Genomic DNA, 26894 nt, shown 5'->3' with positions numbered 1-26894 from the left:
GGAGACAGCTGAATGTCTGGTCGTGACCACTCGGACGGCGGGATCAGGCTCCTCGGCCCACTGGATGACGCCGAAGGGACATCGGGGGAGTTCCGGGTTTCCCGCTCGCGGGTCGATGCGACGACACGGTTCGACGAGCACTCGCACCGCGAGGACCAACTCGCGTGGATGAGCTCCGGCGCGATGGAGGTGTCGGTCCTCGGCGATCGACGGCGACTGCGGCGAGAGCACCTCGCCTGGATCCCCGCGGGGATGGTGCACGAGATGAGCTTCAGCGAGCCCGGAGAGCTCATCAGCGTCTATGCCGACCCGATGCTGCGCCCACAGGGCGGCCGTTGGAACGGTGCACGGACCGTCCGGGTCGACGACCTCTCGGGAGCGCTGCTGGCGCACCTGCTCGACGCCGACCCGGCCGGGCGCCGGCGATGGCGATGCTGGTCGCTCCTGATCGACCTGCTCTCGGCTGCGGCTCGCGACGATGAGGCGTTGGCCATGCCCCGTGAACCGCGCGCGCGTGCCATCGCGTCGGCTCTGATGGCGGACCCCGCCGACCCGCGCGGGCTCGACGATTGGGCTTCGGCGGCGGGTGTCAGCCCGAAGACGATCGGCCGGGCGTTCGTGGACGGCACGGGATGCACCTTCCGTGAGTGGCGGGTCCGCGTGCGCCTGCACGCAGCGGCGGGAATGCTCGGACAGGGTGTCGCCGTGCAGGACGTCGCACCCGCGGTCGGTTACGAGTCGGTCAGCAGCTTCATCGGGGCGTTCCGCACCCGGTTCTCCGTGACCCCCGCCGTCTACGCCGCGCGCAGTCGGACGGCGGACCTCATCTGATCCGAAGACGGGTGCGGCTTCAGGCGCTCTGAGCAGACCGACCGTCTCCGTCGGTCTGGCCGGCCCCGGAGAAACCGAGCCATTCGCGGGCCGTCACTGCCTGGATCCGCCCACCCACCGCCTGAACCGATTCCGACGCGGCGTTCGACGGGCTCGAGGCTGGCGCGACTCAGCTGATCGGATCACCGAGACTCAGCTCCCACACGGCGAGGCCGTGCACACCCTGCCGGGTGGCGTAGGTCTTCCGCAGACCGAGGGTCTTGGCGTCGGACCACCAGATGACCGTGCCGTCCGCGAGTGTCGCCGTCCACTCCTGCTGCGTCGCGTCCCACGTCGCACCATTGCCTGCTTTCGCTCTCGCCTCGGCGACGGTCAGCTGCTCGCCGTCGGTCCCGTCACCCGGCCAGGTGTACGCGTATTCGGCGACACCGAGGCCGATCTTGCTCTTCGGGACACCGGTCGCGATGAATGCCGCCAGCACGCTCGCGACCCAGGGCGTGCCGCCGACGGGGCCCGCATCGGTCCAGGTCGGTCCGTGCTGGTCGTAGGCCATCAGCACGAACCGCCCCACGGACGCGTTCAGCGCACTCATGTCGTACCCCTCGTCGGCGTAGCCCGCGGCGGTGTCGGTGGCCATGAGCGCGATCGAGATGGTCGACGCTGACGGCAGTGCGGCGCGCAGTTCGGCGAGGAACTTCGTGAGACCGGCCTTGTGGGAGCTGTTCAGTGACTCGAGGTCGATCTGCACTCCGTCGAACCCGCCCTCCGCGACCTTGGAGACGAGCGAGGTGACGACGGCCTTCCGGTTCACCGTGCTGCTGAGGAGCTTCGTGGCGATGGCCGGGGAGAAGTCGCTGATCGACGCGTCGAAGTTGCCGAACAGCAGCTCGGTCTTGAGACCCTTGCTCTTCGCCGCGGTGACCAGACCCGCGGCCTCCGGCGGTGTCGCCGTGACCGCTGCGCCGGTCGAGGTCAGGTTGACGCCGTCGATGCCGACGAGCGAGAGTGCCGAGGCACTCGGGGCGATGTACTGCGCCCCTGATCCGGTCATGAGGTATCCCTCGATCAGGAGACCCGCGGTGGTGGCGGAGGGGGATGAGACGAGTAAGGGGACCGTGAGCGCGGCGACCCCCATGGCGACCAGGGCGTTCCGAAAGTTCCGTGGTGTGTGCATGCCTGATTCCTTCTCACACTGCAGGGTGAACGCCTGTCGTCAACCCGATACGCGAGATCGATGGTAGGCGCGACGACGGTATAGCGTCGACGCATGAGCCACACCCTCGAACCGGGCACGACCGCTGCGCCCGCCGCGTCGCCGATGGGGGGACGCCGCAGGCACTACGCGGAGTTCTACGGCCTCGCGCCGTTGCCCACGGAGTTCGGGGTGGTGCTCGGCAATTGCCAGGCCGAATCCCTGCGCACCGTGATGGATGCGCCGGACCGCCGGTTCGTGCGCGTTCCAGCCGTGCACGAGATGACCGCCGAGGACGCGGAGCGGCTGCACGAGGTGGTGGGCGCGGCGCACACCGTGGTGTCGCAACCCGTGCGGGACGACTACCACGGACTGCCGCTCGGCACACGACAGGTCGCCGCCGCCACGAGCGCGCGCGTGCTGACGGTGACTCCGGTGCGGTTCGGGGGGTTGCATCCGTTCCAGGCCGCCGTCCGGGTCCCCGGCGTCGAGGAGAACCCGCCGCTCGTGGCGTACCACGACGTCCGGACGCTCGCGGCCGCCGCAGGCATCCCCGTCGTGTCTGCCCTCCAGCCGGACGCCGTGCGCGCGATCGGCCGAGCCTCCGTCGAGGAGCTGCGGAGACGCGAGGCCGCGACCGACGTGCCGGTGTCCGACCTCTTCGACTCGGTCACCGCCGACCACGCGCGTACCGTCAACCACCCGGGGAACGCGGTCTGGCTGCCGCTCGGCGCCCGCGTCCTCGACGTGCTGGGCGCCCCTGGCGGCGTCACCGCCCCCGGACGCCCCCTGCTCAACGCGGTGCGTGCGCCCATCGCACCAGAGGTCGTCGACGCCTGGTCCCTGCCGGACGAGCCCCGCGACCACTGGATCATCGAGGGTGTCGAGGTCGATGACGCGGAGGTGCGTGCCGCTCACACCGATTGGTACGCGTCCCACCCCGAGTTCGTCGTCGTCGCCGTCGACCGGCTCGCGGCCCTGCTCTCCGTTTGGCGCGACGCGTGACCGGGAGTGCGCAGCCGTGGGTCGTCGGCAACCGGTGGGACACCCTCGACGACGTCCATCCTGATCCGCTGCCACGCGTCTCGGTGATCGTCGCGCACTACGACCAGCCCGGTGAGCTGCTCCGGACCCTGCATGCCCTCGCCGCGCAGGATTACCCGCGTCACCTCCTGGAGGTGATCGTCGCCGACGACGGATCGCCGGGTGACGTGTCGGTTCCGGACGACGTGATCCTCGTGCGGCAGGCGGACCAGGGGTTCCGGCTCGCCGCCGTCCGCAACCTGGGCGTGAGGGCGAGCAGTGGCGAGGTGTTGTGCTTCCTCGATGCCGACACGGCCCCCGAGCCGGGGTACGTGCGCGCGCTCACGCGGCTCCCCGCCCTACTGCCCGAAGCGGTCACGGTCGGGCGGCGTCGCCACGCCGACTTCAGCGGGATCGCCCCGGAGACACCGGTCGTCGAGGCGGCCGCCGGTCGTGAGCTCGCCGAACCGGCGTGGCTCGCCGAGGAGTACGCGCGCAGTCGGGATCTGCGCAACGCGGACGACCGTTCCTATCGATTCATGATCGGTGCGGTCATCGCATGCTCGCGGGGCCTGTTCGACGAGGTCGGCGGATTCGACGAGTCCTTCACCTCGTACGGCGGAGAGGACTGGGAGTGGGCGCACCGCATGTGGCAGGCGGGAGCGGTGTTCGCCCATGTCCCGGCCGCGGTGGCTTGGCACGACGGCCCCGAGTGGGCGGAGCGGGACGGCTCAGGCATGGACCGCGCGAACGCCCAGACCATGCGGCTCCTCTCGTCGATCCCCGTCGCAGGGTCCGCGCCGCGGGCGCTGTGGTCGGCCGCGGTCGATCTCCTCGTGCGGCTGCGGGGCGACCACACGACGGCCGCTCGGTTCGTCGCGGCGGACTCGCTCTTCGCAGCCTTCCCGCAGGCTCGGCTCGTCCTCGACGGCGGGGGAGCGGAGGGGCTCGGGGGAGACCCGCGCATCCTCGGTGAAGTAGCCGGAGTCGACGCCCGAGTGACCTGGGAGCTCGACCGTCCGATCGTGATCCTCGACCCGACGTGGATCGTCGAACTCGTCGACCGCCTCGGCACCGGAGACGTGGGCACCGTCGAGCTCGTCGACCCGGACGGCGCGTCACTCGGCCGCCTGCGATCCCGGCGGGCCAGGCGGCGTGAGGAACGTTGGGCGACGTCCGCCGCCTTCGAGACCCAGCAGCTCGTCGCCGACGGCGTCCAGCGGCTCCGGCCTGACCCCCGGGTGGCGGCCTGGGTCGGCGGCTGGGGTGGACCCTCGTCGTTCTGCTGACCCGATCAGCGACGACGTGCTCCGCGCATGGATCACGCGGCCCGAACGCAGGCCCGCCGTCGGACGACTGCACCACCGGACGCGCTGAGTGCAACCCCACCGGTTCCGGCCGAGGTCTCGTTTAGCGTGGTCGTCATGTCTCCGCGCGACCAGTATGAAGTGACCAACCCCGTGACCCAGTACGACCGGGTCGAGCCGCCGCTGCAGCATCAGCCGGAGCCCGGCGTACAGGCCAAGATGACCCCCGTGCCCGATCTCGGAGAGGCGAGCTATCGGGGGAGTGGACGCCTCACCGGTCGCAAGGCGCTGATCACCGGGGGCGACTCCGGCATCGGCGCCGCCACCGCGATCGCGTTCGCCCGCGAGGGCGCGGACGTCGTCATCGACCATCTCCCCGGCGAGGAGGAGGACGCCGAGCACGTCCTCTCGCTCATCGCCGACGCCGGGCGCCGGGGCAAGGCGATCGTCGCCGACGTCTCGCAGCCCGACCAGTGCCGGAGGCTCGTGTCGGAGGCAGCCGAGTTCCTCGGCGGCCTCGACATCCTGGTCAACAACGCCGGCAAGCAGATCGCCGTCGACCGGGTGGAGGACCTCAGCGACGAGCAGTTCGAGGAGACGTTCCGCACGAACGTCTTCGCGAACTTCTGGATCACCAAGGCGGCACTCGCCCACCTCGGCGAGGGCTCGAGCATCGTCAACACCGCGTCGCTCGAGGCGTACAAGCCGTCACCGGACCGCCTCGACTACGCAGCGACGAAGGCCGCGATCAACAACCTCTCGAAGGGGCTCGCGCTGCAGCTCGCCTCCCGGGGGATCCGCGTGAACGTCGTCGCCCCCGGCCCCGTGTGGACCGCGTTGCAGGTCTCCGACGGCGTGTCCGACGAGCAGATGGAGCACTTCGACGACGAGAACACGTATCAGCGTGCCGGGCAGCCGGCTGAGCTCGCGCCGGCGTACGTCTACCTCGCATCGGCCGAATCCGGCTACGTCTCCGGAGCCACGTTGAACGTCAACGGCGGCATGGTGACCCCGTGACGGCGGCTGACTGCACCGTCTTCTTCCTCCCCGGGCTGGGGCTCGATGCGACTGCGGTCGTACCCGTGGTCCAGGCACTCGACGCTCGATTCCGAGTGGTCGCCGTCGAACTGCCCGGCCAGGGCGACACGGCCGACGCGCCGGACGGCTCGGTCGACTCGCAGATCGACGCTGCCCTCGCCGTCATCGCTGAACAGGCCGACGGCGGACCCTGGATGCTGTGTGCGCACAGCATGGGTGGCAAGGTCGCCGCCGGGATCGCCGCCCGGGTCCGGGATGGCGACGCCCCCGTGTTCGGGCTCGTCGGTGTCGTGCTGCTCGCGCCGTCTCCGCCAACGCCTGAGCCGATGCCGGACGCGAAGCGCCACCAGATGCTCACCTGGGTCGAGGACGGGCCCGTCGCCGAGGGGGACGCACGGACTTTCGTCGACGACAACGTGGGTGCACCTCTGCTGACCGAGCTGCAGGCCGCTGCCGTCGCGTCCGTGCAGGCCATGTCGCCCGTCGCGTGGCGCCGCTGGCTCGAGCAGGGCAGCCTGGAGGACATCGCGTCCTCCGTCGGCACCCTCGACCTCCCGTGCACCGTGCTCGCCGGAGGTGAGGACGAGGCTCTCGGAGCCGCTGTGCAGCCGGAGCTGCTCTCGGACGTCTACCCCCGCGCACGATTCGTGCCGCTCGCCGGAGCGGGGCATCTCCTCTCGTTCGAGCGCCCCGCCGAGGTCGCGCGTGCGCTGACCGAGCTCTGGGACGAGATCGTCGCACACAGCGCGATCGTCCCCCCGGCGTGGGGGCTCGTCATCGCGTCCCCACGGACCACGCGGCGGGTGCGGAGTGCGCTGGCACGACGCGCCCTGCCGGATGACCCCGAGTATCGGCCCCGCGTCCTGAGCGTGGAACAGCTGGAGCTGCTCCGCTCCGTCGCCGATCGCCTGGTTCCCCAGCCGACCGAGGGGCGGATCGATCTCGCCGCCCGGGTCGACGCCGACCTCGCAGCAGGTGGTGGCGACGGATGGCGGCCGGTCGGAGGGCTCACGGACGACGAGGCCTACCGCGCCGGATTGGATGATCTCCGAACCGCGTGGCCGGACTCGGCCGATGACCAGGATGCCGTGATCCGTGCCGTGATCGACGGCCAGGGAGTCCCCGGGGGCGCCATCGACGGAGACGATCTGCGGCGCTGGTTCGAGGACCTGCGCGTGGACGTCACGCGGGAGTGGCTCATCCATCCCGCGTCGCTGGCCCGCGTCGGCTACGACGGGTTCGCGACCGGCGCTGAAGACGTCGACTTCGCCGGCTACCGCGAGTTGGGTGCCGGCACCAGAGACGATTGGGAGCCCTCCGAACTCGGCGTCGCGCCCGCACAGCAGCAGGAGGATGCAGCGTGAACCTGGACACCATGAAGACCTACGACCTCGACGACAGCGTCGACGTCGTGGTGGTCGGTACCGGTGCGGGTGGCGCACCACTGCTCGCGCGACTCGCTGCAGCGGGACTCCGCGTCGTCGCCCTCGAAGCGGGGCCGAATCACGACCCTGCCGAGTCCACCCCGGACGAGGTCGACGCGACGACGATCAACTGGATGTCCAGCCGGTTCAGCGGTGGAGACGCTCCGACGGCGTTCGGCCCGAACAACAGCGGGTTCGGCGTCGGCGGTGGCACCGTGCACTGGGGCGCGTTCACGCCCCGGCCGGACGCCCGTGACCTGCGTCTGCGCAGCGAGACCGGTTTCGGACGCGACTGGCCCGTCGATCACGCGGAGTTCACGCGCTACGTCGAAGAGGTCGAGGCGACCATCGGTGTCTCCGGGCCGACGCCGTATCCGTGGGACCCGTCGCGGACCTATCTGTACGCGCCGCCGAAGCGCAACGCGCCCGCCGACCTCATGGCGAAGGGCGCGGAGTCGCTCGGCATCCGGGCCACCGACGCACCCGCCGCGATCATCACCCGCGACCGGGATCAGCCGCACCACGGCCTGCGACGTGCCACGACGAACGTCGGCTCGATCCACCAGGGCGAGCGCCACGGTGCGAAGGCGACGACGGCCATCACCTACCTGCCGGCTGCGGTCGCGGCGGGGGCGGAGATCCGACCGGACGCCGTCGTGCACACCATCGAGCGGGACGCCCGCGGTCGAGTGACGGGCGTCGTCTATCGCCAGGACGGCGTCGACAAGCGGCAGCGCTGTGAGGTCCTCGTGTTGGCGGGCGGCGGGGTGGAGACCCCTCGGCTCCTGCTGCACAACGACCTCGCGAACGCCAGCGGTCAGGTGGGTCGGAACTTCCTGGCCCACGGGGCGGTGCAGGTGTGGGGACGGTTCGACGAGCAGATCCGCGGCTACCGCGGCTACCCGTCGGCGCTCATCACCGAGGACTTCGTCCGCCCCGAAGGCGCTGACTTCGCCGGAGGGTATCTGTTGCAGAGCCTCGGTGTCATGCCGTTCAACTACGCGACGACCCTCGTGCGCGGCGGTGGTCTCTGGGGCGCCGAGCTGGTCGACGAGCTCGACGCGTCCCGGTACAACGCCGGCATCGGGATGAACGCCGAGTGTCTGCCCGCCGACGGCAACCGGCTCGAGCTCTCGTCGGAGGAGGACGAATGGGGTCTGCCGCGTGCGACCGTCTCGTTCTCGCCCGGTGACAACGAGCAGGCCATCGACCGCCACGCCATCCGCACGATGACGGACATCCTCACGGCAGCCGGTGCGCGGAGCACCAGGGTGCTCGCGCGCACGGCGCACACGCTCGGCACGTGCCGGATGAGCGACGATCCGAGTGACGGCGTGGTCGACGGGGATGGGCGATCGCACGACATCGACAACCTGTGGATCTGTGACAACTCCACGTTCCCGAGCGCGCTCTCCGCGAACCCGGGTCTTGCACAGATGGCCCTGTCGCTGCGCACCGCCGACCGGATGCTCGCGGCGCGGTGACGGCGCCGCCGGCAGGTGAGCAAGGGTGGGTCGGGAGTCAGCCGTTCGCCTTCACGATGACGATGGCCGCGCCGCTCGGTAGCACCTCCAGCACGGTGTGACCGGCAGCGCTCGCAGCGGCGGTGTTCGGGTACGACAACCGAGCCTGATAGACGGGATCGGGGAATCCGTAGCGACGCAGTTTCTCGACGCGGACGTCCTCGGCGAGCGGAATGTGCATCGTGGTGCGCACCTGCTCCCGTAGCTCCTGCTGGCAGACCGAATCGACGCCTGCGTAGCCGCAGACGGAGACATCACCCTCGAGGAAGGAGCTGTAGTCGCCCTAATACGACGCCAGTAGCGCGACGACGAGCGCGACGAAGCCGGCCATACAACCGATGGCTACCCCGAGCGTTCCCAGCACCTGACGCACGGTCCGTGGTTTGCGAGACCATCCGTCGTCTGATTCCGCGAGAAGATCGTCGATCGTCATGCGCCCACACCCCTGCGTTGCATGACGCAAGGCTACCGGTAGCGCCCTGCCTGGCTGCGCACGAACGCCTCCTAGGCTGGACTGATGGTCGCGACACGTAAGCAGCTGATCGTCGACGACGGGGTCCTGATCTCGTACACCGTGTTCGAGGGTTCCGAGCCGGCGGCGGTCATCCTGCACGGACTCGCCGGAAGCAGTCGGGAGTTCCTTCCGACGGCTCGAGCGCTCGCCGGTCGATCGGTCGTCCTCATCGACCAGCGTGGCCACGGTGAAAGCACGAGGCGGCCGATGGACACCTCTCGAGCGGCGTACGTCTCAGATGTCGCACGGGTGATCGAAAGCGAGACATCAGAGCCGGTGATCGTCATCGGGCAGTCGATGGGTGCGCACACCGCGATGCTCCTGGCTGCCGGCCGGCCAGACCTCGTTCGGGCGCTGGTCATGCTCGAAGGGGACCAGGGCAGCGGCACGGTGGAGGAACACCGAGCCCTCGGGCACTTCTTCCGGTCGTGGAACGTTCCGTTCGCAAGTCGATCGGAAGCGGCGGCGGAGCTTGGTGACGGGCCGCTCCAACGTGCCTGGGTCGAGGATCTGGAGGAGACAGCCGACGGGTTGGTCCCACGTTTCGACGCGGACGTCATGCAGGCGACGATCGAGGCGGTCGGGGAGCCTCGCTGGCACGAGTGGGAGAGCATCGACGTGCCGACTCTCGTGGTCTATGCAGACGGAGGAATGTTCACCGAGTGTCAGAAGTCGGCGTTCGTCAGTCAGGGCAGGCGCGTCCGTCGCGTCGATCTCAGCGGTGCATCGCATGATGCACACCTTGACGCGCACGAGCAGTGGGCCGAGGCGCTCCGTACCTTCATCGATGCCCAATAGATGACTCGCTCCGCATCAGGTCGGGCCCATCTCACCGGCCACGCCGTCGGCGTAAGGTCGTCACATGTCCCTCGAGCCACCCCCACGGTCTGACCAGGGGCAAGTGCTCTCGCAGCCCTCGGCCGCGTCATCCACCGCAACAGCCTGGAACGCCTTCCTGCTCCGAGCTGAGGCGAGAGCGTGGATCAGTGCCACCGAGCGTGGACAGCGACAGCCTGAGGTCGGCCACGTCGCGCTGGAGGTCCTGCTCCTGGAGTACGGTCGCCCGGCCCGCCTGGCGCTCGGGCTCGTCTCGTCCGTAACACTCGTCGTGGCCGCCACCCTCGCCGTCGCGACCGTGACCGTCCTCGGTCCGTTCTGGGTGGGGGAGAGCGGGGCGTTCTTCGGCTCCGTGGTCCTCATCGGGTTGGCGGCCGCGTTGACGAGCGTCGTCATCCTGCTCCAGCTGCAGGTCTCCGAGAACCGCATCATCCGCGCCGTCTCCGCGTGGTCCGAGGTGACGCCGCAGACCACGGAACCGCAGGAAGACCCGACCGGAGCGGAGGACACCGTCGACCGTCGGGAGGCGGTGGCGTTGCGCGCCCTCTTCCTGGCGGTCTCGGGCGCAGGGATCGCCGCAACCGTCGTCGTGATGGTCTGGCTGTCCTCCGCCGAAGGCGGATCGTTCGTGCTGCCGTTCGTCGTCGCTGCGGTCTTGCAGCTGGTCATCTGGCTCGGGGTCTGCTCAGGAGTCGTCCGCGTACTGCGGTCGTCGCGGGTCTGACACCCGCGGCGATGGACCGTGACGCGGTGCTCAGCTGACAACCGGACGAGGGCGTCCTCCACGGGACGGTCGATCCCACGACGTCGGCAACCTCTGCGAGAACTCCTCTTTCCCGAGCGCGCTCTCCGCGAACCCCGGCCCGGCGCAGACGGCCCTGTCGCTGCGCAGGGCCGAGGGGATGCTCGCGCCGCGGTCGTCGTGGATGGGCGCCCCCGAGCCGTGTGCTCGGGGGCGCCCGCTCCCACCGGGAGTCCCTCGCTCAGCCTCGCACGGCCAACTCGTAGACGCGGGCGATCTTCGCCTCGGTCGTCGACGCGGAGGGGTTCGTCACGACGAGCCGGATCTGGTCGACGCCGGTCACCCCCACCGGCACGTCCCGCGCCGCCTGCGTGTTGCCGGTGATCGCGGCCACCTGCTGCCAACCGGACGCGGTGTGCACGTCCAGGGTGAAGTCGACCAACACGACCCCCGTCCCGCCGCTGTATCCGCTGTACACCCCGATCGAGGAGACGGTCTGCGGACCGGTGAGGGTGACGATCGCGGTCGGCGTCGAGTCGCCCGTTGCCGAGATCCACCGGCCGGCGTTCGAGCAGTCGCCGTCGGTCAGATGGTCCCCGCTGAAGGTCTGGTAGACCGAGGACACCTGGACGGTCGCTCCGACGGCGTCGTGGGTCTCGCACGGCGAGACGTTCGGCTCGCCGGCCAGCCACGACTTGATGAACTGCCCCTGGTACTCGCCGCCCATCAGGTTCCAGTCGTAGTCGAACATCTGGGGTTTCCAGAAGTTGTCGAGGATCCAGGCCTGCCAGCCGATCCACGGACGCGCATCGATGTACTCGCGGAACGGGACGCCCCAGTTCGACGTCGTCCCGCGGGTGATCGAGTCGGAGAACTCGCCCTCGGGGTTCCAACCGAACTCGGTGATGACCACCGGGAGCTCGTCGGCCGCGTCTCCGAACTTGGTGTCGAGGAGCGCCTCGGTGGGAGATCCCTGGTTGGGGTAGATGTGATAGACGTAGGCGAGGTTGTCGTCCACGATCGGGTTCGTCCGTGCGCCGTTCAGCATCGTGCTCCACTGCGGCGAGCCCATCAGCAGCAGGGTGTCCGGAGCGGTCGTGCGGATGGAGTCCACGACGGGCTGGATGTAGTCCTTCCAGGTGTTCCAGTTCGCCGGGTTGATCGGCTCGTTGAACACCTCGAAGACCACGTTGGTCGTGCCGCCGTAGATCGGGGCGATGTAGTCCCAGAAGCGCTTCACCATGGACTGCGGCACCGCACCCGCCGCGTCACCGTAGTCCCGCACGAGGTGGAGGTCGATGATGAGGTAGACGCCACGGTCGACGGCCTGCTGCACGTACGGGGCGATGTACTGGGCGTCGTAGGCGGCCAGGTCGGTCGTGGCGGTGATCTCCGTGACGGGCAGCCGGATCACGTCGGCGTTCCAGCCCTGCGAGGCGTCGACGGCGAGGTCGATGAGTTCCGACGTCGGCTTGGAATTGCAGTACTGGCAGAGGTCGTTCTGCTCCGGTGCGAGCACGGACACGCCCTGAAGCGTGACGGCGGTGCCGTCGGCATCCCGGATCCAGTTGCCGTCGACCTGGAGCGCCGGCGCACTCCCCGCCTCCTCGACGGCGGCCGCGGGGACCGTCCCGAAGGCGAGCGCCGCCGCGACGAGGCCGGTCAACGCGAGCGCCGTCCGGGATGATCGATGTGGTCTGAACATGGTGCTCCCTCTCGTTCGTCCGAAGCCTCGTTGCCCCGGACGGGTCCCGGCCTCAGCGGGTCGGGACGTCTTCGACCCGAACCGGTTCGGGCTTCCAATGGTGTCGACGGACCTCCTCCGGCCACCGCAGGGTGACGCCGAGCCGGTCCCTGAGGAGTCGCTGGTAGTCGTCCAGGAGCGCGGGATCCTCGCGGATCGCGCGTGGCGGACGCCCGCGCTCGAGGGCGAACGAGGCGAGCGCACCGACCGCCTCACCGATCGCCCACTCCACCGGGTGCAGGCGGTAGCAACCGTTCGTGATGTGCGTCGAGCCGATGTTCTTGGCCGCCGGCAACAGGTTGTCCACACGCACGGGCAGGAGCGCTCCGAGCGGGATCTGGAACGGGTACGCCTCGATGTCGACATAGCTGCGTCCGGAGGTGCTCGGATGCAGGTCGATGCGGTAATGGCCGAGCCCGACGCTGTCGGCGAAGACCTCACTGCCCACTCCCGCCCCCCGCGCCTCGACGCCGAGGTGCTGCTCGAGCACGCGGAACTCGGTGACGGCCCGACGGGCCTCCCGGATGTAGGGAGCCTTCGCGAAGCCGTCGTCGGTGCCGGTCACATCGCCCCGGAGTCGGAGGCCGCGGTACCCCGTCCCACCGTCCTCGCGAGGCGCCTCGGTCTGCATCCAGTGGAGGAAGGAGGCGGAGAGTTCCCGGCTGGCGGCGAGCGCGCGGGCGGCCGACGTCTCGTCGACCCCGACGATGGGCGCCTCCCAGTAGTCGATCTGCGGCCAGTTCACGATGGTGACGTCGGAGTCGATCGTCCCGTCGCGGAAGTTCTCGGCGGCGAGGACGCGTCGGAAGTGCCACAGGTCGAACGGCATCTCGGGCGTGGGTTGCAGTTGGAACAGTGGCCGGGTGTGCACGCGGAGACTGATCGGGTCGACGTCGGTCCAGGAGAGTTGCGGACCCGGCCAGAAGGGGTCGACGTGCGTCCGCCAATGCTCGTAGCGAGCCGGACGGTCGCCGACGTGGTCCTCGCCTGGGCGGTGTTCCAGCGCGAAGCACCAGGAGATCGCCTGCTGGTCGAGCGGGTCGGCCCGCTCCGGCGCGTGGAGCTCACCGGTGTCGTCTCGACCCTCCGCGCCCGTGACGTGCTCCACACCGCCGAGGTGGAGCAACTCGCCGAGTTCGGTCGCGTCGACGACGATGGGTGCGGAGAGCTCGCGCTCGACACCGTCGGTGCGGCGCACGGTCACGGAACGCACCTCGTCACCGTCGGTCTCGACGGCGACCGGTCGGTGCCGGAGGAGCACCTCGAGTCGACCGGAGGCCAGCCAGGGGGACAGTAGTTCCTCGATCACGGCCACGGCGACCCGAGGCTCGTGGCAGAGTCTGCTCACCACGCCCAGGCCGGGATCGAGGTCCGACCTGGCGGTCGCGCCGCTGGTGAGCGGATAGTTGCGGCGGTAGTACTCGCGAACCCGACGGCGGAACTCGGCGTATCCGGGGCCGGTCGCGCCGGTCTCGATCCACGCGTTCTCGTCCGGTGGGACGGCTTGGCTCGTGAGCTGCCCACCGAGCCAGTCCTGCTCCTCGGTCAGGACCACACGACGGCCCAGTCGCAGCGCGGTCAGCGCCGTCGCGACACCACCCACACCACCGCCGACGACGAGCAGCTCGGCGTCGTACCGGGTCACCTGGCGCCCCCGTCCACCGCCGACGCGCCGCCGTCACCGACGACCACGACCCTCGGCCGAGCGATCGTCTCTCCGATGACGACGGTGCACGCCACCAGCACGCTCTCGCGCGGTGCGTCCGGATCCTCGACCATCTCGATCAGCCGGTCCACGGCGATCCGCCCGATCTGCTTCCTGGGGATGCGGAGGTCGTCCCACCGCACGCCGCCGCCCGAGGTGTCCTCGAGGACTGCGACCGACACATCCTGCGGGATCGTCAGCCCGCGGGCGGCGAGCTCTCCGCGCAGACGCTCGGCGATCCGTTCACTCTCGACCACCGCGGCAGTCACCGACCCGTCGACGAAGCCAGCGATCACGGCCTCGGACAGCCCGCTCTCGTCGGAGACGAAACCCGGAGACGTGTCGCGGACGCCGAGTTCGCCGACCGCGTCACGGTACCCGGCCCGGCGGTCGTCGTATGGTTCGCCCTCGATGGATTCGCGGACGAAGGCGAAGGAGCGGTGGCCGTGGTCGTGCAGACGTTGCACGATCTCCCGGGCGGCCCGCCGGTAGTCGGGGACGATGCAGGGGAACGGCGCCCCCAGCACCTCGCGTCGACCGATGTGCACGAACGGATACCCCTCGTGCCAAAGTCGGGCGAGTTCGTCGCGATCCGGCGACATGCCGAGCAGCACGCTGCCGTCGGCGATCGTCAGCCGGTTCGTCTCGTCGCGGTAGATCTTGCGGGCTCCCGCGCCGTCGCTCGTGGAGCTGAACAGCACAAGGTCGTGCCTCGTCTCCTCCGCACGTTCCTCGATCCCGAGGAGGAACTGGAAGTAGAAACTTTCGCGGGCGTTGGGGAACAGCGCCTCGAAGGTGTGCACCCCGAGGAGCTGCGTGCGCTTGCCGCGCAGATTCCGGGCGATCGGGTTCGGCACGTAGCCGAGGGTCGCGATGGCGTCCAGGATGCGCTTGCGCGTGTCCTCCGGGATCCGCGAATCCGTGTCTCCACTGATCACGCGGGAGACGGCCGACTGGGAGACGCCGGCCAGGGCGGCGACGTCGGACTGCCTCGCCGCGCGCTGGCGTGGATTGCTGGTGGTCATCGGGGGTCCTCCGTCAGTTTGCGCGTGATGCGTTCCGTCATGGTCGCCTGCGCGAGTTCGTCGGCGCGGCCTTCCTCGTGCAGCCAGCAGTCCGCCCAGCGACCGTCGGGGAGCTGGGCCCGTGGCGGCTGCGTGGTGCGACACCGTTCCATCGCGAACGGGCACCGCGGGTGGAACCGACAGCCAGAGGGCGGGTCGATGAGGCTCGGCGGCTCGCCGAGTTCGTCGGCCGACCCGAAGATGTCGTCGCGGTCCACGGCCGTGTCCCGATGCGGGTCAGGCGAGGATTCTACGAGCAGTTTCGTGTACGGGTGCTGCGGATTGGAGATGACCGCGTCCTTCGGTCCGGCCTCGACCATCTGCCCCGCGTACATCACCACGATGTCGTCGCAGAGGTAGCGGGCGCTCGCGATGTCATGTGTGATGTAGAGCAGAGCGAGACCGTCCTCACGGCGCAGGCGGTCCAACAGGTTGAGCATCTCGAGCCGGATGGACACGTCCAGCATGGAGATCGGTTCGTCCCCGAGGAGGACGCGGGGCTCGACCGCGAGAGCGCGCGCGATGACGACGCGCTGCCGCTGACCGCCAGAGAGCTCGTGGGGGAACTTGTCGAGGTAGTCGCTCGACGGGGTCAGGCTCACCCGCTCGAGCAGCGATGCCACGCGACGGTCGGCCTCCGTGCGCCCCAGCCCGCGGTGGTGCAAGCGGATGGCGCGCTCCAGGTTGTGCCGCACGCGGTGCAGGGGGTTGAGCGAGCCGAACGGGTCTTGGAAGATGAGCTGGACCGCCTTGCGGTACGACTTCTGGACGCGCTTGGATCGGATCCCGTCCCCGGCGACGGGGACGCCGTCGAGTCGGATCACACCTGAGGTCGGCTCGGAGAAGCGGGCGAGGATGCGGGCGAGGGTCGTCTTCCCACTCCCGCTCTCGCCGACGACGGCGGTGATGCGGCCGGGCTCGAGCCGGATGGTCGCTCCTTCGACCGCGCGGACCACGGAGGAGTCTCCGACGCCGTTGGCCACCGCAAAGTGCTTCGAGACGTCCATGGCTTCGAGTACGGGTTCGGTCATCGGACGACCTCCTCGTCGTGGAGATGGCATGCGACCGATCGGTCGCCGTGGGTCAGGAGCGCCGGGAGCTCCGTCCGGCAGCGGTCCATGACCGCCGGGCAGCGCGGCGCGAAGGGGCACCCGCTGGGTAGGGCCCGGAGGTCCGGTGGGCTGCCGGGGATGCCCTCCAGCCGCTCGACCGGGGCGTGCAACGGCGGGAAGGAGTCCCGGAGCCCTTGCGCATACGGGTGGAGCGGCGTCCGGTAGAGCTCGGCCGCGGACGCGAGTTCGACGATCCGTCCGGCGTACATCACGGCGATGCGGTCCGCGAGCTCCAGGAGCAGGGAGAGGTCGTGCGTCACGAACACGACGGCGAACCCGAACTCTTGGCGCAGGCGCAGCACCTGCGCCAGAATCTGCCGCTGCATGACCACGTCGACGGCGGTCGTCGGCTCATCCATGACGACCAGTTCCGGCCGGCAGGCGAGGGCGAGCGCGATGGTGGCGCGCTGCCGCATACCTCCCGACAGCTCGTGGGGGTAGCTCCGCGCCCGGTCCGCCGAGATCCCGACGAGGCCGAGCAGGCGTCTCGCCTCATCCCAGGCCGCGGCACGACTCAGGGAACGGTCGTGGACCCGCAGCACGTCGACGAACTGCGCGCCGACCCGCATGACCGGATTGAGGGCGTCCATTGCGCTCTGGAGCACGATCGACAGACTCGTCCAGCGGAGCGCCCGGAGCGAGCGCGGGGAGAGTTGGACGAGGTCGATGCCAGGAGCCCCCGACTGCGGGTGGAACACCACGCGGCCGCTCGTCGTCACGGCGGGTGGCCGCTGCAGTCGGGTGAGCGCTGTGATGAGCGTCGATTTCCCGGAGCCCGACTCGCCGACGACGCCGAGGATCTCGCCGCGTCGGAGTTGGAACGTCACGTCGGTGCAGGCCCGGACGGGCGCGCCGGCACCCGCGTACTCGACGCACAGGCCCTCGACGTCGAGGACGGTGTCGGACGGCGCCGCGGCGCGTGGATCGTCGCTCCGCCTGGTCTCGGTGATCGTCATGTCAGACCCCCTCGGTCGCGAGTGCGGCGCGGCGGACGGCCGCGGTGCGTTTGGCCACGCGGCGGGACGCCGAGCGGAGTTTCGGATTGGCGAGCTCGTCGACGCCGAAGTTGATGAGCGCTGCGGCCGTGCCGACGAGGGCGATGCAGAGGCCGGGTGGGACGAACCACCACCAGAGTCCGCGGAGTACCGCGCTCTGCTGCTGGGCGGCCTGGATCATCGTGCCCCAGCTGATCGCGGAGGAGTCCGAGACCCCGAGGAAGGCGAGGCCGGCTTCGGCCATGACGGCGCCGATGAGCCCGCCGAGGAACATCGAGGCGATCCAGCCGTACAGGTGCGGCATGACCTCGCTGAAGACGAGTCTGCGGTTCGACTCACCGAGCATCCGCATGGCCTGCACGAAGTCGCGACTACTCACGCTCATGGCCTGGGCACGCAGGGTCCGGGCACCGCCGGCCCAGCCGAAGACGCCGATGATGCACGCGATCATGACGAGTCCCGTGCCCTGGAGGTAGCCGGCCAGGACGAAGATGAGCGGCAGTACCGGCATCACGAGGAACAGGTTGGTGAGGAAGTTCAGCAGGTTGCCGGTCGTGCCGCCGAAGTACCCGGCCGGCACGCCGACGAGGACCGCGATGGTGGTTCCGATGATGGCCCCGAGGAATCCGACGAACATCGAGCCGCGCGCACCCTCGATGACCTGGGCGAGCACGTCCTGACCGAACTGCGTGGTCCCGAGCGGGTGGGCGGCGCTCGGCGGTGCGGAGATCGCGGAGATGTCGTTGGCCCGCGCGTCGAGCCCCAGCACACTGGCGGTGAACCAGGGGCCGAGGAGCGCGAGCAACACGAAGAAGCCGAGCACGATCACGCCGAACAGCACCTTGCCGTTGCCGAAGAGGTTGAGTTTCATGGTTCAGCTCTCCTTCCGTACCCGCGGGTCGAGCCACACGTACACGGAGTCCGCGATGAGGTTCGCGAGTAGCACCGTGAGCGTGACGAGGAGGAAGACGCCCTGCATGACGGGGTAGTCGCGTTTCTGCAGAGCGGAGAAGAGGAGGTAGCCGATCCCCGGGTAGCTGAAGACGATCTCCGTGAGGAGGGCGCCACCGACCACGCCGCCGAGGGCCATCGCGAAGCCGGTGAACTGCGGGAGCATCGCGTTGCGGGCCGCATAGCGCCACCGGACGCGCGCGGGGGAGAGGCCCTTGGCCTGGGCGAGCAGCACGTAGTCCTCGCCGACGGTCGTGACGGTCATGTTGCGCATTCCGAGCATCCAGCCTCCGAACGCGGAGAAGACGATGGTGGCGGCGGGGAGCGCCCCGTACTGCAATACGCTCAAGATGAAGCCCGGCTCGAAGGAGATCGCGAGGTTCGGGTCGTAGCCGCCGGCCAACGGGAACCACCCGAGCACGAACCCGAAGGCCCACAGAGCGAGCAGGGCGACCCAGAAGTACGGCACGGAGGAGAGGAAGGTCGTCAGCGGGGTGACGATCGCGTCGAACCGCGTCCCGGCCCGCCAGCCGGCAGCCACACCGATCGCCGTGCCGATGAGGAAGGCGGCGATCGTCGTGGTGCCGACGAGGAGCAACGTCCACGGCAGCCCGGCGGCGACGAGGTCGGCGACCGGGACCGGGAAGTTGACGATCGACACACCGAGGTCGAACCGGGCCAGTTGGCCGAGGTACGTGAGGTACTGCTCGAACAGGTTGTCGTCCGGATTGCCGAAGAGCCCCTGGATGGAGACGAGGGTCGCCGGCGGGAGCGACTGACCGCTCACCCGTTCGAGCTGGTCGATGATGGCGGCCGACGGGTCGCCCGGCATCAGTCGCGGGATCACGAAGTTGAGCGTGATGGCGGACCAGGCCGCCACGACGTAGAAGCCGAGTCTCCGGAGCAGGAACGCGCCGCTCTTCCGTCCCCGTCGCCGACGCGCTCGGACGTCGACACCGCCGGAGCTCGCCGCGGCGGGTGCCACCGCCCCCGTGGTCGCCGTCATGCTGTCGGCTCGAGCGAGAGCAGCGTCAGCACGGTGTCGGGACCGAGGCTCGGGAAGGGGACCGCGGTGAAGGACTCGGGTGTCGGCCAGCCGCTCCAGTTCGAAGCGTTCACATCGACGAACCAGTAGGAGTTGTACAGCGGGGTGAACGGGACCTCGTCGACGACGATCCGCTGCATCTCCAGGGCGAGGGCTTTCATCGTCGCTTCGTCCGACGCCTCGGTCATGCCTGTCAGGATCCGGTCCGTGTCCGGATCCGACCAGCGTCCGATGTTCGTCGCGGCCGAGGTGCCGATGGGCTCGACGTAGCGGCTGTCGAGGAAGCTGTAGACGCCGTAGACCCCGGCTCCACCGGTCGTGGCGATGGTGAGGTCGAACTCGCCGGTCTTCTGCTGGTCGTACAGCGTCGCGCCGGGCGCGCCGGCCGGTGCGACGGTGATCCCGAGCACCTGCTTCCAGCTGTTGATCATGATGTCCGCGTACGCGTTCCACCCGAAGTCCTGGTTGAACGACAGTCGCGGAGTGTAGTTCTGACCGTCCTTGACGAGCGCGCCGTCCACGACCTCGTACCCACTCGCATCGAGTGCCGCCCTGGCCGCCGCGGCGTCCACCTCCTGGACCACGCCGCGGTACTCCGGAGCGATCCAGTCCTCGTAGATCTGGTCGACGAGTCCGGTGGGACCAGCCTCCGTGCCGGGGCGGTTCAAGGTCGCGGTGATGTCGGACCGGGGGATCGACAGGGCGAGTGCCTTGCGCAGCTCGGCACTGTCGAAGGGTGCCTGCGCGGTGTTGTACATCATCGAGTAGGCACCGCCGGTGGCGTAGAGCTGGTAGAGATTCGTCTCAGGGTTCTTCGCGACGAACTCCTCCTCGGCGCCCGGCCACCCCGTCGGGGCCCAGTCCACGTCGCCCCGCAGCAGCTGCGCCTTCACGGTCTCGCCGTTGGTCGCGAGGATCTTGAAGGTGCTCATCGGCATCTCGCCGCCCCAGTAGTCGCTGCGGGCTTTGAGCGTGACCTGTTGCGCGGCGAAGGCGTCGAGGGTGAACGGTCCGGTGCCGACCGGGTCGGGGTTGGTCCAGGTGGTGAGGTCCTGTTCCTCCCAGATGTGCTTCGGCACCATGGGGAGCGAGCTCGACGCGAACTGGTTGAGTGCGGCGAAGGAGGGGGAGTCGAAGGTGACGGCGACGGTGTGTTCGTCGACCTCCTGCACGGCGATGTAGGTCACCCCGGCGAGGTTCAGTTCCGGCTTCTCGAGGGGGAGGGACAGGGAGTACGCGGCGTCTTCAGCGTCGAACGGGTCTCCGTCGGAGAACGTGACGTCGTCGCGCAGCCCGATCGTGAGCGTCGTGCCGGCCTCGTCGAAGTCGAGCGATTCCGCGAGCCAGGGCTTCACGAGGGCCCCGTCGCTGTAGTCGACCCGCGCGAGGGGCTCGTAGATGAGTTCCGCGTTCGGTGCCTTCTCCGTCGCCGGTCCGAGCACGTTGTAGTTGCGGACGTACGTCGTCCCGCCGTCGGACTTGCCGTAGACGATGGTGTCGGTGCGGCTGGAGGTCGACGCTCCCGGAGAGGTGCAGGCACTGACGGTGACGGTCAGGGCGAGCGCTGCGACGATGCCGATCGTGCGCGAGCTGAAGGTCATTCCTGTCTCCTTTGACTGGATGCACCGCCGGCTGCGGAAGGACCTACTCATACGTATGACCGGCGAGGCAACAATGATCACTTGGTTGCTACTACGTATGAGCACCACGGTAACGGTCCCGTTGAAGGCGTGTCAAGCACCCGTCCGCCATCCACGCCGGCACAGAGCGGGAGCGCACACCCCGCTCCAGGTCGTCGCGGGTCACGGCAGCGGCGTCGCCGTGTTCCTCTGCCACCTGCCGATCCTCGCCGCCTTGGCGGGGTAGACCCGTCGCTCGTATCGTCCGGGGGCGGAGCTGCCCCTCACCTGAGCTGTGCGGCCGCGTCGCGGAGACAGGCGATGAACGCGTCGTGGACCGGGCTGTCGTCCGTCCGTTCCTGGCGAGCGGCCAGCAGGCGTGTCGTCGGCGACCCGGCGAGCGGCACGACGACGATCGACGGCGGCACCAGCTGCCGCACCGACTCGGGCAGGATCGTCGTACCCACGCCGGCCGCGACGAACCCGAGGGCGGTCTCCTGATGGACGACCTCCTCGACCACCTGCGTCCGACTCGACGTGCCGAGGACCTCCGCGACGCGGTCCACGAATCCCGGCATGAGCGCCCGCGGGTAGGAGATCATCGGGACCTCCAAGAGCTCCTCCGCGGTGACCTCCGGTCGCCCTGCCGACGGGTGACCGACCGGGAGGCATGCCACGAGACGCTCCTCGAAGACGACCTCGGTCGTGAGCGCGGGGGAGCTGTCGGACGGCGCCTGCGGGACCTCGTCACGGACGATCCCGACGTCGAGCGTGCCGTCGCGGAGCCGGTCGAACTGCTCTCCTGAGGTCAACGGCACCAGGCGCAGCGTCACCCCGGGGCGGCTCGCCCGGAACAGCTGCACGACGCCGGGGAGGACCGTGTAGTTGGCCGAACTCACGAACCCTGCGGTGAGCTCCCCGGCGAGACCGTCCACGAAGTCGCGCATCTCACCCCGGACCGTGTCGAGCTCCTCGACGATGTGTTGCGCCCGCGCCCGGAGGTGCCGTCCAGCGGGGGTCAGCGCCACCCGCCTCGTCGAACGGTCGAACAGCGCGGTGCCGACCTCCTGCTCGAGTCGTGCGACCTGGACGCTCAGCGGTGGCTGCGACATGTGCAGCCGTCGGGCGGCACGACCGAAATGGAGCTCCTCGGCGACGGCGAGGAAGTAGCGCAGCTGGCGGAGCTCCATCCCATCGACGATACGACCCTCGTATTACCGCGCTGTTTCGTCCAGATTGCGAGCGAAACGCTCTCAATCGAGGGTCGAATCGGTATTTGACCAGGACGATCGCGAGCGTGTTCGCTGAGGACCAACACACCCCGACCTGGAGGACCACCCGTGACCGCAGACGCTTCCCCGAACACCCGGATCGACATGCTCTACCTGAGCGAACCGGAGGTCATCGCCGCCGGCATGAAGGACATGGCCCACTGTATGGAGGTCATGGAGGAGGTGTTGGTGCTCGTCGCGAAGGGTGACTACCGGATGGCCGGTCCGACCGCCAACTCGCACGGAGCACCGATCGGGTTCCCCGCCACCTCACCGTTTCCCGGCATGCCGCTCGACGCCGCCGACCGCCGGTTCATGGCGATGCCCGCCTACCTCGGCGGACGCTTCGACACCGCCGGCGTCAAATGGTACGGGTCGAACGTCGACAATCGCGAGCGAGGCCTCCCGCGCTCCATCCACCTCATCGTGCTCAACGACAAGGACACCGGCGCGCCCTACGCGATCATGTCCGGCAACCTCGAGAGCGCCTACCGCACCGCTGCCGTGCCTGGATCCGCCGCGAAGCTCCTGGCACCGGTGGACGCGAAGTCACTCGGCATCATCGGGCCCGGCGCCATGAACAAGAGCGCTCTGCACGCCATGACCACCGCCCGTCCCTCGCTCGACACCATCCGTATCCACGGGCGCCGACGGTCGACGTCCGAGGCGTTCGCCGACTACGTCCGCGCGCACTACCCGCAGTTCACGACGATCGAGATCGCCGAGACGGTCGAGGCCGCCGTGCGTGACTCGGACATCGTCTCCGAAGCCGTCACCGGCCTGGTCGGCTCGGAGAACTACCCGTTCATCGACGGCGACTGGATCAAGCCGGGCGCCTTCCTGAGCTTGCCCGCGAACCTGCGCATGGACAAGGAGTACACCCTCTCCGGCAAGGCGCGCCTCATCGCGGACGCGAAGAAGATCTACGAGGCATGGGCCGAGGAGTACCCTGCGCCGTCGCACGAGACCGCGTTCGGCATGATCGGCCTCTACTGGCAGGACCTCATCGGGACCGGTGAGCTGGACGAGTCCCGCGTGGTCAACATCGGAGACGTCTTCGACGGCAACGCCGTCGGGCGCGAGTTCCCCGAGCAGCCGGTCCTCTTCAGCGTCGGTGGGATGGGCGTCGAGGACGTCGCGTGGGCGAAGACGATCTACGAGAACGCCGTCGAGCAGGGGATCGGCACGAAGCTCAACCTCTGGGACGCCCCGGACCTGGCCTGACCGCCGACCGGCACCGACACCTGTTCCACCCGAACCCGACGCCGTGGCCGCCCGGCCGCTGTGCAACTCGAACGATGGAGTGATTTGTGGACGCTGGAAACGTCGCCTGGATCCTGACGAGCTCGGCGCTCGTCGCCCTCATGATCCCGGCCCTGGCTCTGTTCTACGGCGGGATGGTCTCGTCCCGCCGCATCCTCAACATGATGATCATGTGCTTCGGCGGGGCCAGCCTCGTCGCGTTGCTCTGGGTTGCCTTCGGCTACTCGCTCGTCTTCGGTGACTCCGTCGGCGGGCTCGGACTCATCGGGAACCCGTTCGAGTTCGCGGGGCTCGACCAGGCACTCGCCGACGACCCCGATGCCGGCATTCCCCTCGCACTCTTCGCGGCGTTCCAACTGCTGTTCGCGGGGGTGACGACGGCACTCGTCGCGGGTGCCGCCGCCGGCCGCATGAAGTACGGCGCCTGGTTGTTGTTCGCCGGGCTCTGGGCGACGCTCGTGTACTTCCCGGTCGCGCACTGGGTGTTCGCCTTCTCGAACGACACGGCGGCCGGTGGATGGATCGCGAACACCCTCGGTGCCGTCGACTTCGCCGGTGGGACGGCCGTGCACATGAACGCCGGAGTCGCGGCGCTCGCACTGGCCCTGGTGCTCGGCAAGAGCAAGGACTGGGGCGGCAAGCTCCGTCCGCACAACCGCCCGCTCGTCCTCGTCGGCGCCGGGTTGCTCTGGATCGGTTGGTACGGCTTCAACGCCGGCTCGGCGCTGGCAGCCGGCAACGCGGCGAGCGTCGTGTTCCTCAACACCACCGTCGCGGCCTGTGCCGGCCTCATCGGCTGGTCCATCGTCGACCGACTCCGCCACGGAGCGGTCACGAGCCTCGGCAGCGCATCGGGGATCATCGCCGCCCTCGTGGCGATCACCCCCGCCTGCGGCGCCGTCTCGCCCATCGGCGCGATCATCATCGGGGCCATCGCGGGCGTCGTCTGCTGCCTCGCCATCGAGTGGAAGTTCCGGCTCGGGTTCGACGACTCCCTCGACGTCGTCGGGGTCCACCTCGTCGGGGGCATCATTGGGACGCTCCTCATCGGGGTGTTCGCGACGGATGCGGCTCCGAACGGACGCTCCGGCCTGCTGTACGGCGGCGGATTCGAACTGCTCGGCGTGCAGACGATCGCGACCGTCGCGGTCCTCGCCTACTCGTTCATCGTCACCTGGGTGATCGCGAAGCTGATCCAGATCACCATCGGTCTGCGGATCCCCGAGGAGCACGAGGTCGCCGGGATCGACGAGCACGCCCACGCCGAGCGCGCCTACGAGGACGAAGACCTGGAAGCACGCGCATGACGAGTGTCATCGTCGTCGGAGCCGGGCTCGCCGGTGCTGCGGCGGCCTGGCGCCTCGCCCAGGCCGGGCACGACGTCACCGTCCTCGAGCGGAGTCGTCCGGCCAACGAGTGGGGATCGTCCCACGGATCGGCCCGGATCTTCCGCTACGCCTACCCGGAGGCGTCCTACACCCGTCTCGTCCTCGCGGCGGCATCAGGGTGGGACGAGCTCGGCCTGGAGCACGGGCGTCCACTGATCACGCGGACGGGTGCGCTCGACTTCGGGACGACCCGTCGCCCGGAGCACCTCGCGTCGGTGCTGGCCGAGCACGGCATCGATCACGAGCTGCTCTCCCGAGACGAGGCCAGTGCCCGTTGGGACATCGGCTTCGACACGCCCACCCTGTGGCATCCGGGAGCCGGCGTGATCGACGCGGAGCAGTCGGTGATGGCGATGCTCGAATCCGCCGTCCGCGCCGGGGCCACGGTCCTGAACGACTTGCCGGTCGAGCGGGTCGAGCGGACTGCCACCGGGTACCGGGTGCTCGGATATGGGGGGAGGGCGTTCGATGCGGAGCAGGTGGTGGTCGCAGCCGGGGGTTGGCTTCCGGACCTGCTCGGCGACCTCGCGCTGCCGGGAGGGTTCCTCGACGCGTTCCCGGCCCTCGAGGTCCGTCAGGAGCAGGCGTACCACTTCCCGTATCGGGACCGGATCGGCGTCGACGCGGAAGACCCGGCGCGATCCGGATCGGTGTGGCCCACCTTCATCCACAAGTCCGAGCGGATGCAGGTCTACGGGCTCCCCGGCGGGCGCGACGCCGAGTGGCGTGGACAGAAGGTCGCCGAGTACAACGGCGGCAGGCGCATCCCCTCGGCCGCGGATCATGACGGCGTCGTCGACGACGCGAACCGCCGACGGGTCGTCGCCTACGTCCGAGACTTCCTCCCGAGCCTCGTCCCGGAACCGTATGCGGAGACGACCTGCCTGTTCACGAACACCCCGACGGAGGACTTCGTCATCGACCGGGTCGACGGGATCACGGTCCTGGCGCCCTGCTCCGGCCACGGTGCCAAGTTCGCCCCGCTCATCGGCGAGTACGCCCTCGCGCTGGTCGAGGGTCGAGACGCCGTGCCGGCGATGTTCCGGCCGAGCCTGGCAGCGGTCCGGTGACCCGCGACACCGTGGTCTCCCTCCTGGACGAGATCGCGGGGATCGGTCGGGATGCGCGTCGGGGAGGCTACTCGCGGCCCGTCTACTCCACGGCCGAACTCGAGCTGCGGGAGTGGTTCGTCGGTCAGGCCGGGCGCCGTGGCCTCGACGTGGACGTCGACGGGAACGGGGTCATCCGCGCCTGGTGGCATGTGCCGTCACGTTCGACGGCGGGTGCGGTGGTCACCGGGAGCCATCTCGACTCGGTCCCCGGTGGTGGCGCCTACGACGGACCACTCGGGGTCGCATCGGCGTTGGTCGCGATCGATCACCTACGCTCGCGTGGCTTCGAGCCGGCCAAGCCGATCGTCGTCGCGGTCTTCCCGGAGGAGGAAGGCTCGCGCTTCGGCGTCGCTTGCCTCGGCTCGCGGCTCCTCACCGGTGCGATCAGTCCGGAGCGGGCGCTGGCCCTGCGCGACGTGGAGGGCGACACGTTCGCCGAGGTCCTCGCACGCAATGGTGTCGACCCACGGGGTGTCGGCCCGGATCCGGGCGGGCTCGGAGCGATCGACGCGTTCGTCGAGCTCCACGTCGAGCAGGGGAGGGCGCTGGTCGACCTCGATCGCCCGGTCGCGATCGGCTCGAACGTCCTGGGCCATGGACGGTGGCGGGCGTCGATCCGCGGTGAAGGGAACCATGCGGGGACGACGCTCATGCAGGATCGACGGGACCCGCTCGTCGCGGCTGCGCGGATGATCACCGAGATCCGCACGATCGGACGGGCCACGCCGGACGCTCGGGCGACCGTCGGCCGGGTGCTCCCGTTGCCGGGAGGCACGAACGTGATCGCATCGAGCGTGGACTTCTGGATCGACGTCCGTCATCCCGACGACGTCGTGACCGCCGCGATCGTGGCGGCGATCACCGAACGCTTGTCGCTCGTCGCAGCGGAGGAGGGATGCGTGGCCGCGATCACCGAGGAGTCGTTCAGCGCCACGACCGACTTCGACCCGTTCCTCCGCGGGCGCCTCGAAACGATGCTGCCGGAGGCGCCCGTGCTCGGCACCGGCGCGGGGCACGACGCCGGAGTGCTCGCGTCCCACGCACCGTCCGCGATGCTCTTCGTCCGGAACCCGACCGGTGTCTCCCATTCGCCGGAGGAGTACGCCGAAGACGCCGACGCGGAGGCCGGTGCGGTGGCGCTCGCGGACGTCCTGGAGGGACTGGCGGTCGGCGTCGGGATCGCCTGATGGCCGA

At 69.5% G+C, this 26894-nt stretch carries 25 protein-coding genes; 13 read left to right on the top strand and 12 right to left on the bottom strand.

Going from position 1 to position 26894, the window contains the following annotated elements; translation table 11 throughout:
* Nucleotides 1-12: 12 nt before the first annotated feature.
* Nucleotides 13-831, top strand: coding sequence for an AraC family transcriptional regulator (locus HOW07_RS01855; RefSeq protein ID WP_175115932.1), 819 nt, complete (start codon nt 13-15; stop codon nt 829-831).
* Between the two features lie 169 nt (nt 832-1000).
* On the opposite strand, the gene HOW07_RS01850 is transcribed toward HOW07_RS01855, so the two are convergent.
* Entirely contained in the window at nt 1001-2005 is a 1005-nt protein-coding gene (locus HOW07_RS01850) for a glycosyl hydrolase family 18 protein (protein ID WP_175115931.1), read from the bottom strand.
* 93 nt (nt 2006-2098) lie between these two features.
* Here HOW07_RS01850 and HOW07_RS01845 point away from each other — a divergent pair, with 93 nt between their 5' ends.
* From HOW07_RS01845 to HOW07_RS01825, 5 genes are all read left to right on the top strand, one after another.
* Nucleotides 2099-3028 carry a WcbI family polysaccharide biosynthesis putative acetyltransferase gene (locus HOW07_RS01845; RefSeq protein WP_254628153.1) on the top strand — a complete coding sequence of 310 codons (930 nt, stop codon included), beginning with the start codon at nt 2099-2101 and terminating at the stop codon, nt 3026-3028.
* Nucleotides 3025-4335, top strand: coding sequence for a glycosyltransferase family 2 protein (locus HOW07_RS01840; RefSeq protein WP_175115930.1), 1311 nt, complete (start codon nt 3025-3027; stop codon nt 4333-4335). The genes HOW07_RS01845 and HOW07_RS01840 overlap by 4 nt, the downstream gene beginning before the upstream one ends.
* A 135-nt stretch (nt 4336-4470) precedes the next feature.
* Nucleotides 4471-5370 carry an SDR family oxidoreductase gene (locus HOW07_RS01835; protein WP_175115929.1) on the top strand — a complete coding sequence of 300 codons (900 nt, stop codon included), beginning with the start codon at nt 4471-4473 and terminating at the stop codon, nt 5368-5370.
* Entirely contained in the window at nt 5367-6755 is a 1389-nt protein-coding gene (locus HOW07_RS01830; protein ID WP_121290881.1) for an alpha/beta fold hydrolase, read from the top strand. Before HOW07_RS01835 ends, HOW07_RS01830 begins: the two co-directional genes overlap by 4 nt.
* On the top strand, nt 6752-8299 hold the full coding sequence (locus HOW07_RS01825) for a GMC oxidoreductase (RefSeq protein ID WP_285039123.1): 1548 nt from the start codon (nt 6752-6754) through the stop codon (nt 8297-8299). The genes HOW07_RS01830 and HOW07_RS01825 overlap by 4 nt, the downstream gene beginning before the upstream one ends.
* 37 nt (nt 8300-8336) lie before the next feature.
* Here the strand turns inward: HOW07_RS01825 and HOW07_RS01820 are convergent, their stop codons facing one another.
* Together HOW07_RS01820 and HOW07_RS01815 are read right to left on the bottom strand one after the other, a co-directional pair.
* Nucleotides 8337-8531: a hypothetical protein gene (locus HOW07_RS01820; RefSeq protein ID WP_175115928.1), complete on the bottom strand. Its 195-nt coding sequence runs from the start codon at nt 8529-8531 to the stop codon at nt 8337-8339.
* Nucleotides 8532-8621: 90 nt separating this feature from the next.
* Nucleotides 8622-8771 (bottom strand): hypothetical protein, encoded by a 150-nt coding sequence (locus tag HOW07_RS01815; protein WP_175115927.1) that lies wholly within the window; start codon nt 8769-8771, stop codon nt 8622-8624.
* 84 nt (nt 8772-8855) lie between these two features.
* Here HOW07_RS01815 and HOW07_RS01810 point away from each other — a divergent pair, with 84 nt between their 5' ends.
* Complete coding sequence (locus tag HOW07_RS01810) at nt 8856-9650, top strand: alpha/beta fold hydrolase (protein WP_175115926.1); 795 nt, start codon at nt 8856-8858, stop codon at nt 9648-9650.
* 64 nt (nt 9651-9714) lie between these two features.
* The gene (locus HOW07_RS01805) at nt 9715-10413 is read left to right on the top strand and encodes a hypothetical protein (protein WP_175115925.1); all 699 of its coding nucleotides are present in this window, start codon (nt 9715-9717) and stop codon (nt 10411-10413) included.
* Nucleotides 10414-10672: 259 nt separating this feature from the next.
* Here the strand turns inward: HOW07_RS01805 and HOW07_RS01800 are convergent, their stop codons facing one another.
* From HOW07_RS01800 to HOW07_RS01765, 8 genes are read right to left on the bottom strand one after another with little or no spacing between them, the layout of a single operon-like run.
* Complete coding sequence (locus tag HOW07_RS01800; protein WP_175115924.1) at nt 10673-12136, bottom strand: glycoside hydrolase family 5 protein; 1464 nt, start codon at nt 12134-12136, stop codon at nt 10673-10675.
* 52 nt (nt 12137-12188) lie between these two features.
* Nucleotides 12189-13820, bottom strand: coding sequence for an FAD-dependent oxidoreductase (locus HOW07_RS01795; protein WP_175115923.1), 1632 nt, complete (start codon nt 13818-13820; stop codon nt 12189-12191).
* Entirely contained in the window at nt 13817-14905 is a 1089-nt protein-coding gene (locus HOW07_RS01790; RefSeq protein WP_175115922.1) for a LacI family DNA-binding transcriptional regulator, read from the bottom strand. The genes HOW07_RS01795 and HOW07_RS01790 overlap by 4 nt, the downstream gene beginning before the upstream one ends.
* Nucleotides 14902-15975 (bottom strand): ABC transporter ATP-binding protein, encoded by a 1074-nt coding sequence (locus HOW07_RS01785; RefSeq protein WP_175115921.1) that lies wholly within the window; start codon nt 15973-15975, stop codon nt 14902-14904. The genes HOW07_RS01790 and HOW07_RS01785 overlap by 4 nt, the downstream gene beginning before the upstream one ends.
* Nucleotides 15972-17012, bottom strand: coding sequence for an ABC transporter ATP-binding protein (locus HOW07_RS01780; protein ID WP_175115920.1), 1041 nt, complete (start codon nt 17010-17012; stop codon nt 15972-15974). The genes HOW07_RS01785 and HOW07_RS01780 overlap by 4 nt, the downstream gene beginning before the upstream one ends.
* 1 nt (nt 17013) lies before the next feature.
* Nucleotides 17014-17922 carry an ABC transporter permease gene (locus HOW07_RS01775; RefSeq protein ID WP_121290863.1) on the bottom strand — a complete coding sequence of 303 codons (909 nt, stop codon included), beginning with the start codon at nt 17920-17922 and terminating at the stop codon, nt 17014-17016.
* 3 nt (nt 17923-17925) lie between these two features.
* The gene (locus HOW07_RS01770; protein ID WP_121290861.1) at nt 17926-19008 is read right to left on the bottom strand and encodes an ABC transporter permease; all 1083 of its coding nucleotides are present in this window, start codon (nt 19006-19008) and stop codon (nt 17926-17928) included.
* Nucleotides 19005-20648 (bottom strand): ABC transporter substrate-binding protein, encoded by a 1644-nt coding sequence (locus HOW07_RS01765; RefSeq protein WP_254628152.1) that lies wholly within the window; start codon nt 20646-20648, stop codon nt 19005-19007. The genes HOW07_RS01770 and HOW07_RS01765 overlap by 4 nt, the downstream gene beginning before the upstream one ends.
* Nucleotides 20649-20745: 97 nt before the next feature.
* Here HOW07_RS01765 and HOW07_RS01760 point away from each other — a divergent pair, with 97 nt between their 5' ends.
* A complete protein-coding gene (locus HOW07_RS01760) occupies nt 20746-20913 on the top strand; it encodes a hypothetical protein (RefSeq protein WP_175115918.1) in 168 nt (55 codons plus the stop codon).
* A 37-nt stretch (nt 20914-20950) separates the two neighbouring features.
* Here the strand turns inward: HOW07_RS01760 and HOW07_RS01755 are convergent, their stop codons facing one another.
* Nucleotides 20951-21856, bottom strand: coding sequence for a LysR family transcriptional regulator (locus tag HOW07_RS01755; RefSeq protein WP_175115917.1), 906 nt, complete (start codon nt 21854-21856; stop codon nt 20951-20953).
* A 150-nt stretch (nt 21857-22006) separates the two neighbouring features.
* On the opposite strand from HOW07_RS01755, the gene HOW07_RS01750 reads away from it, so the two are divergent.
* The 4 genes from HOW07_RS01750 to HOW07_RS01735 all read left to right on the top strand — a co-directional run bounded on the left by HOW07_RS01750 (nt 22007) and on the right by HOW07_RS01735 (nt 26887).
* Nucleotides 22007-23161 carry a tyramine oxidase subunit B gene (locus HOW07_RS01750; RefSeq protein ID WP_371743548.1) on the top strand — a complete coding sequence of 385 codons (1155 nt, stop codon included), beginning with the start codon at nt 22007-22009 and terminating at the stop codon, nt 23159-23161.
* 86 nt (nt 23162-23247) lie between these two features.
* On the top strand, nt 23248-24507 hold the full coding sequence (locus HOW07_RS01745; RefSeq protein ID WP_175115916.1) for an ammonium transporter: 1260 nt from the start codon (nt 23248-23250) through the stop codon (nt 24505-24507).
* On the top strand, nt 24504-25658 hold the full coding sequence (locus HOW07_RS01740) for an FAD-dependent oxidoreductase (protein ID WP_121290854.1): 1155 nt from the start codon (nt 24504-24506) through the stop codon (nt 25656-25658). The genes HOW07_RS01745 and HOW07_RS01740 overlap by 4 nt, the downstream gene beginning before the upstream one ends.
* On the top strand, nt 25655-26887 hold the full coding sequence (locus HOW07_RS01735) for an allantoate amidohydrolase (RefSeq protein ID WP_175115915.1): 1233 nt from the start codon (nt 25655-25657) through the stop codon (nt 26885-26887). Before HOW07_RS01740 ends, HOW07_RS01735 begins: the two co-directional genes overlap by 4 nt.
* The last annotated feature ends 7 nt before the right edge of the window (nt 26888-26894 follow it).

Source organism: Plantibacter sp. MCCC 1A11337 (genome assembly GCF_013349365.1).
Lineage (GTDB): Bacteria > Actinomycetota > Actinomycetes > Actinomycetales > Microbacteriaceae > Plantibacter > Plantibacter flavus_A.
The sequence above is the reverse complement of the archived record's forward strand: the minus strand, read 5'-3'. Positions and strand labels throughout refer to the sequence as shown.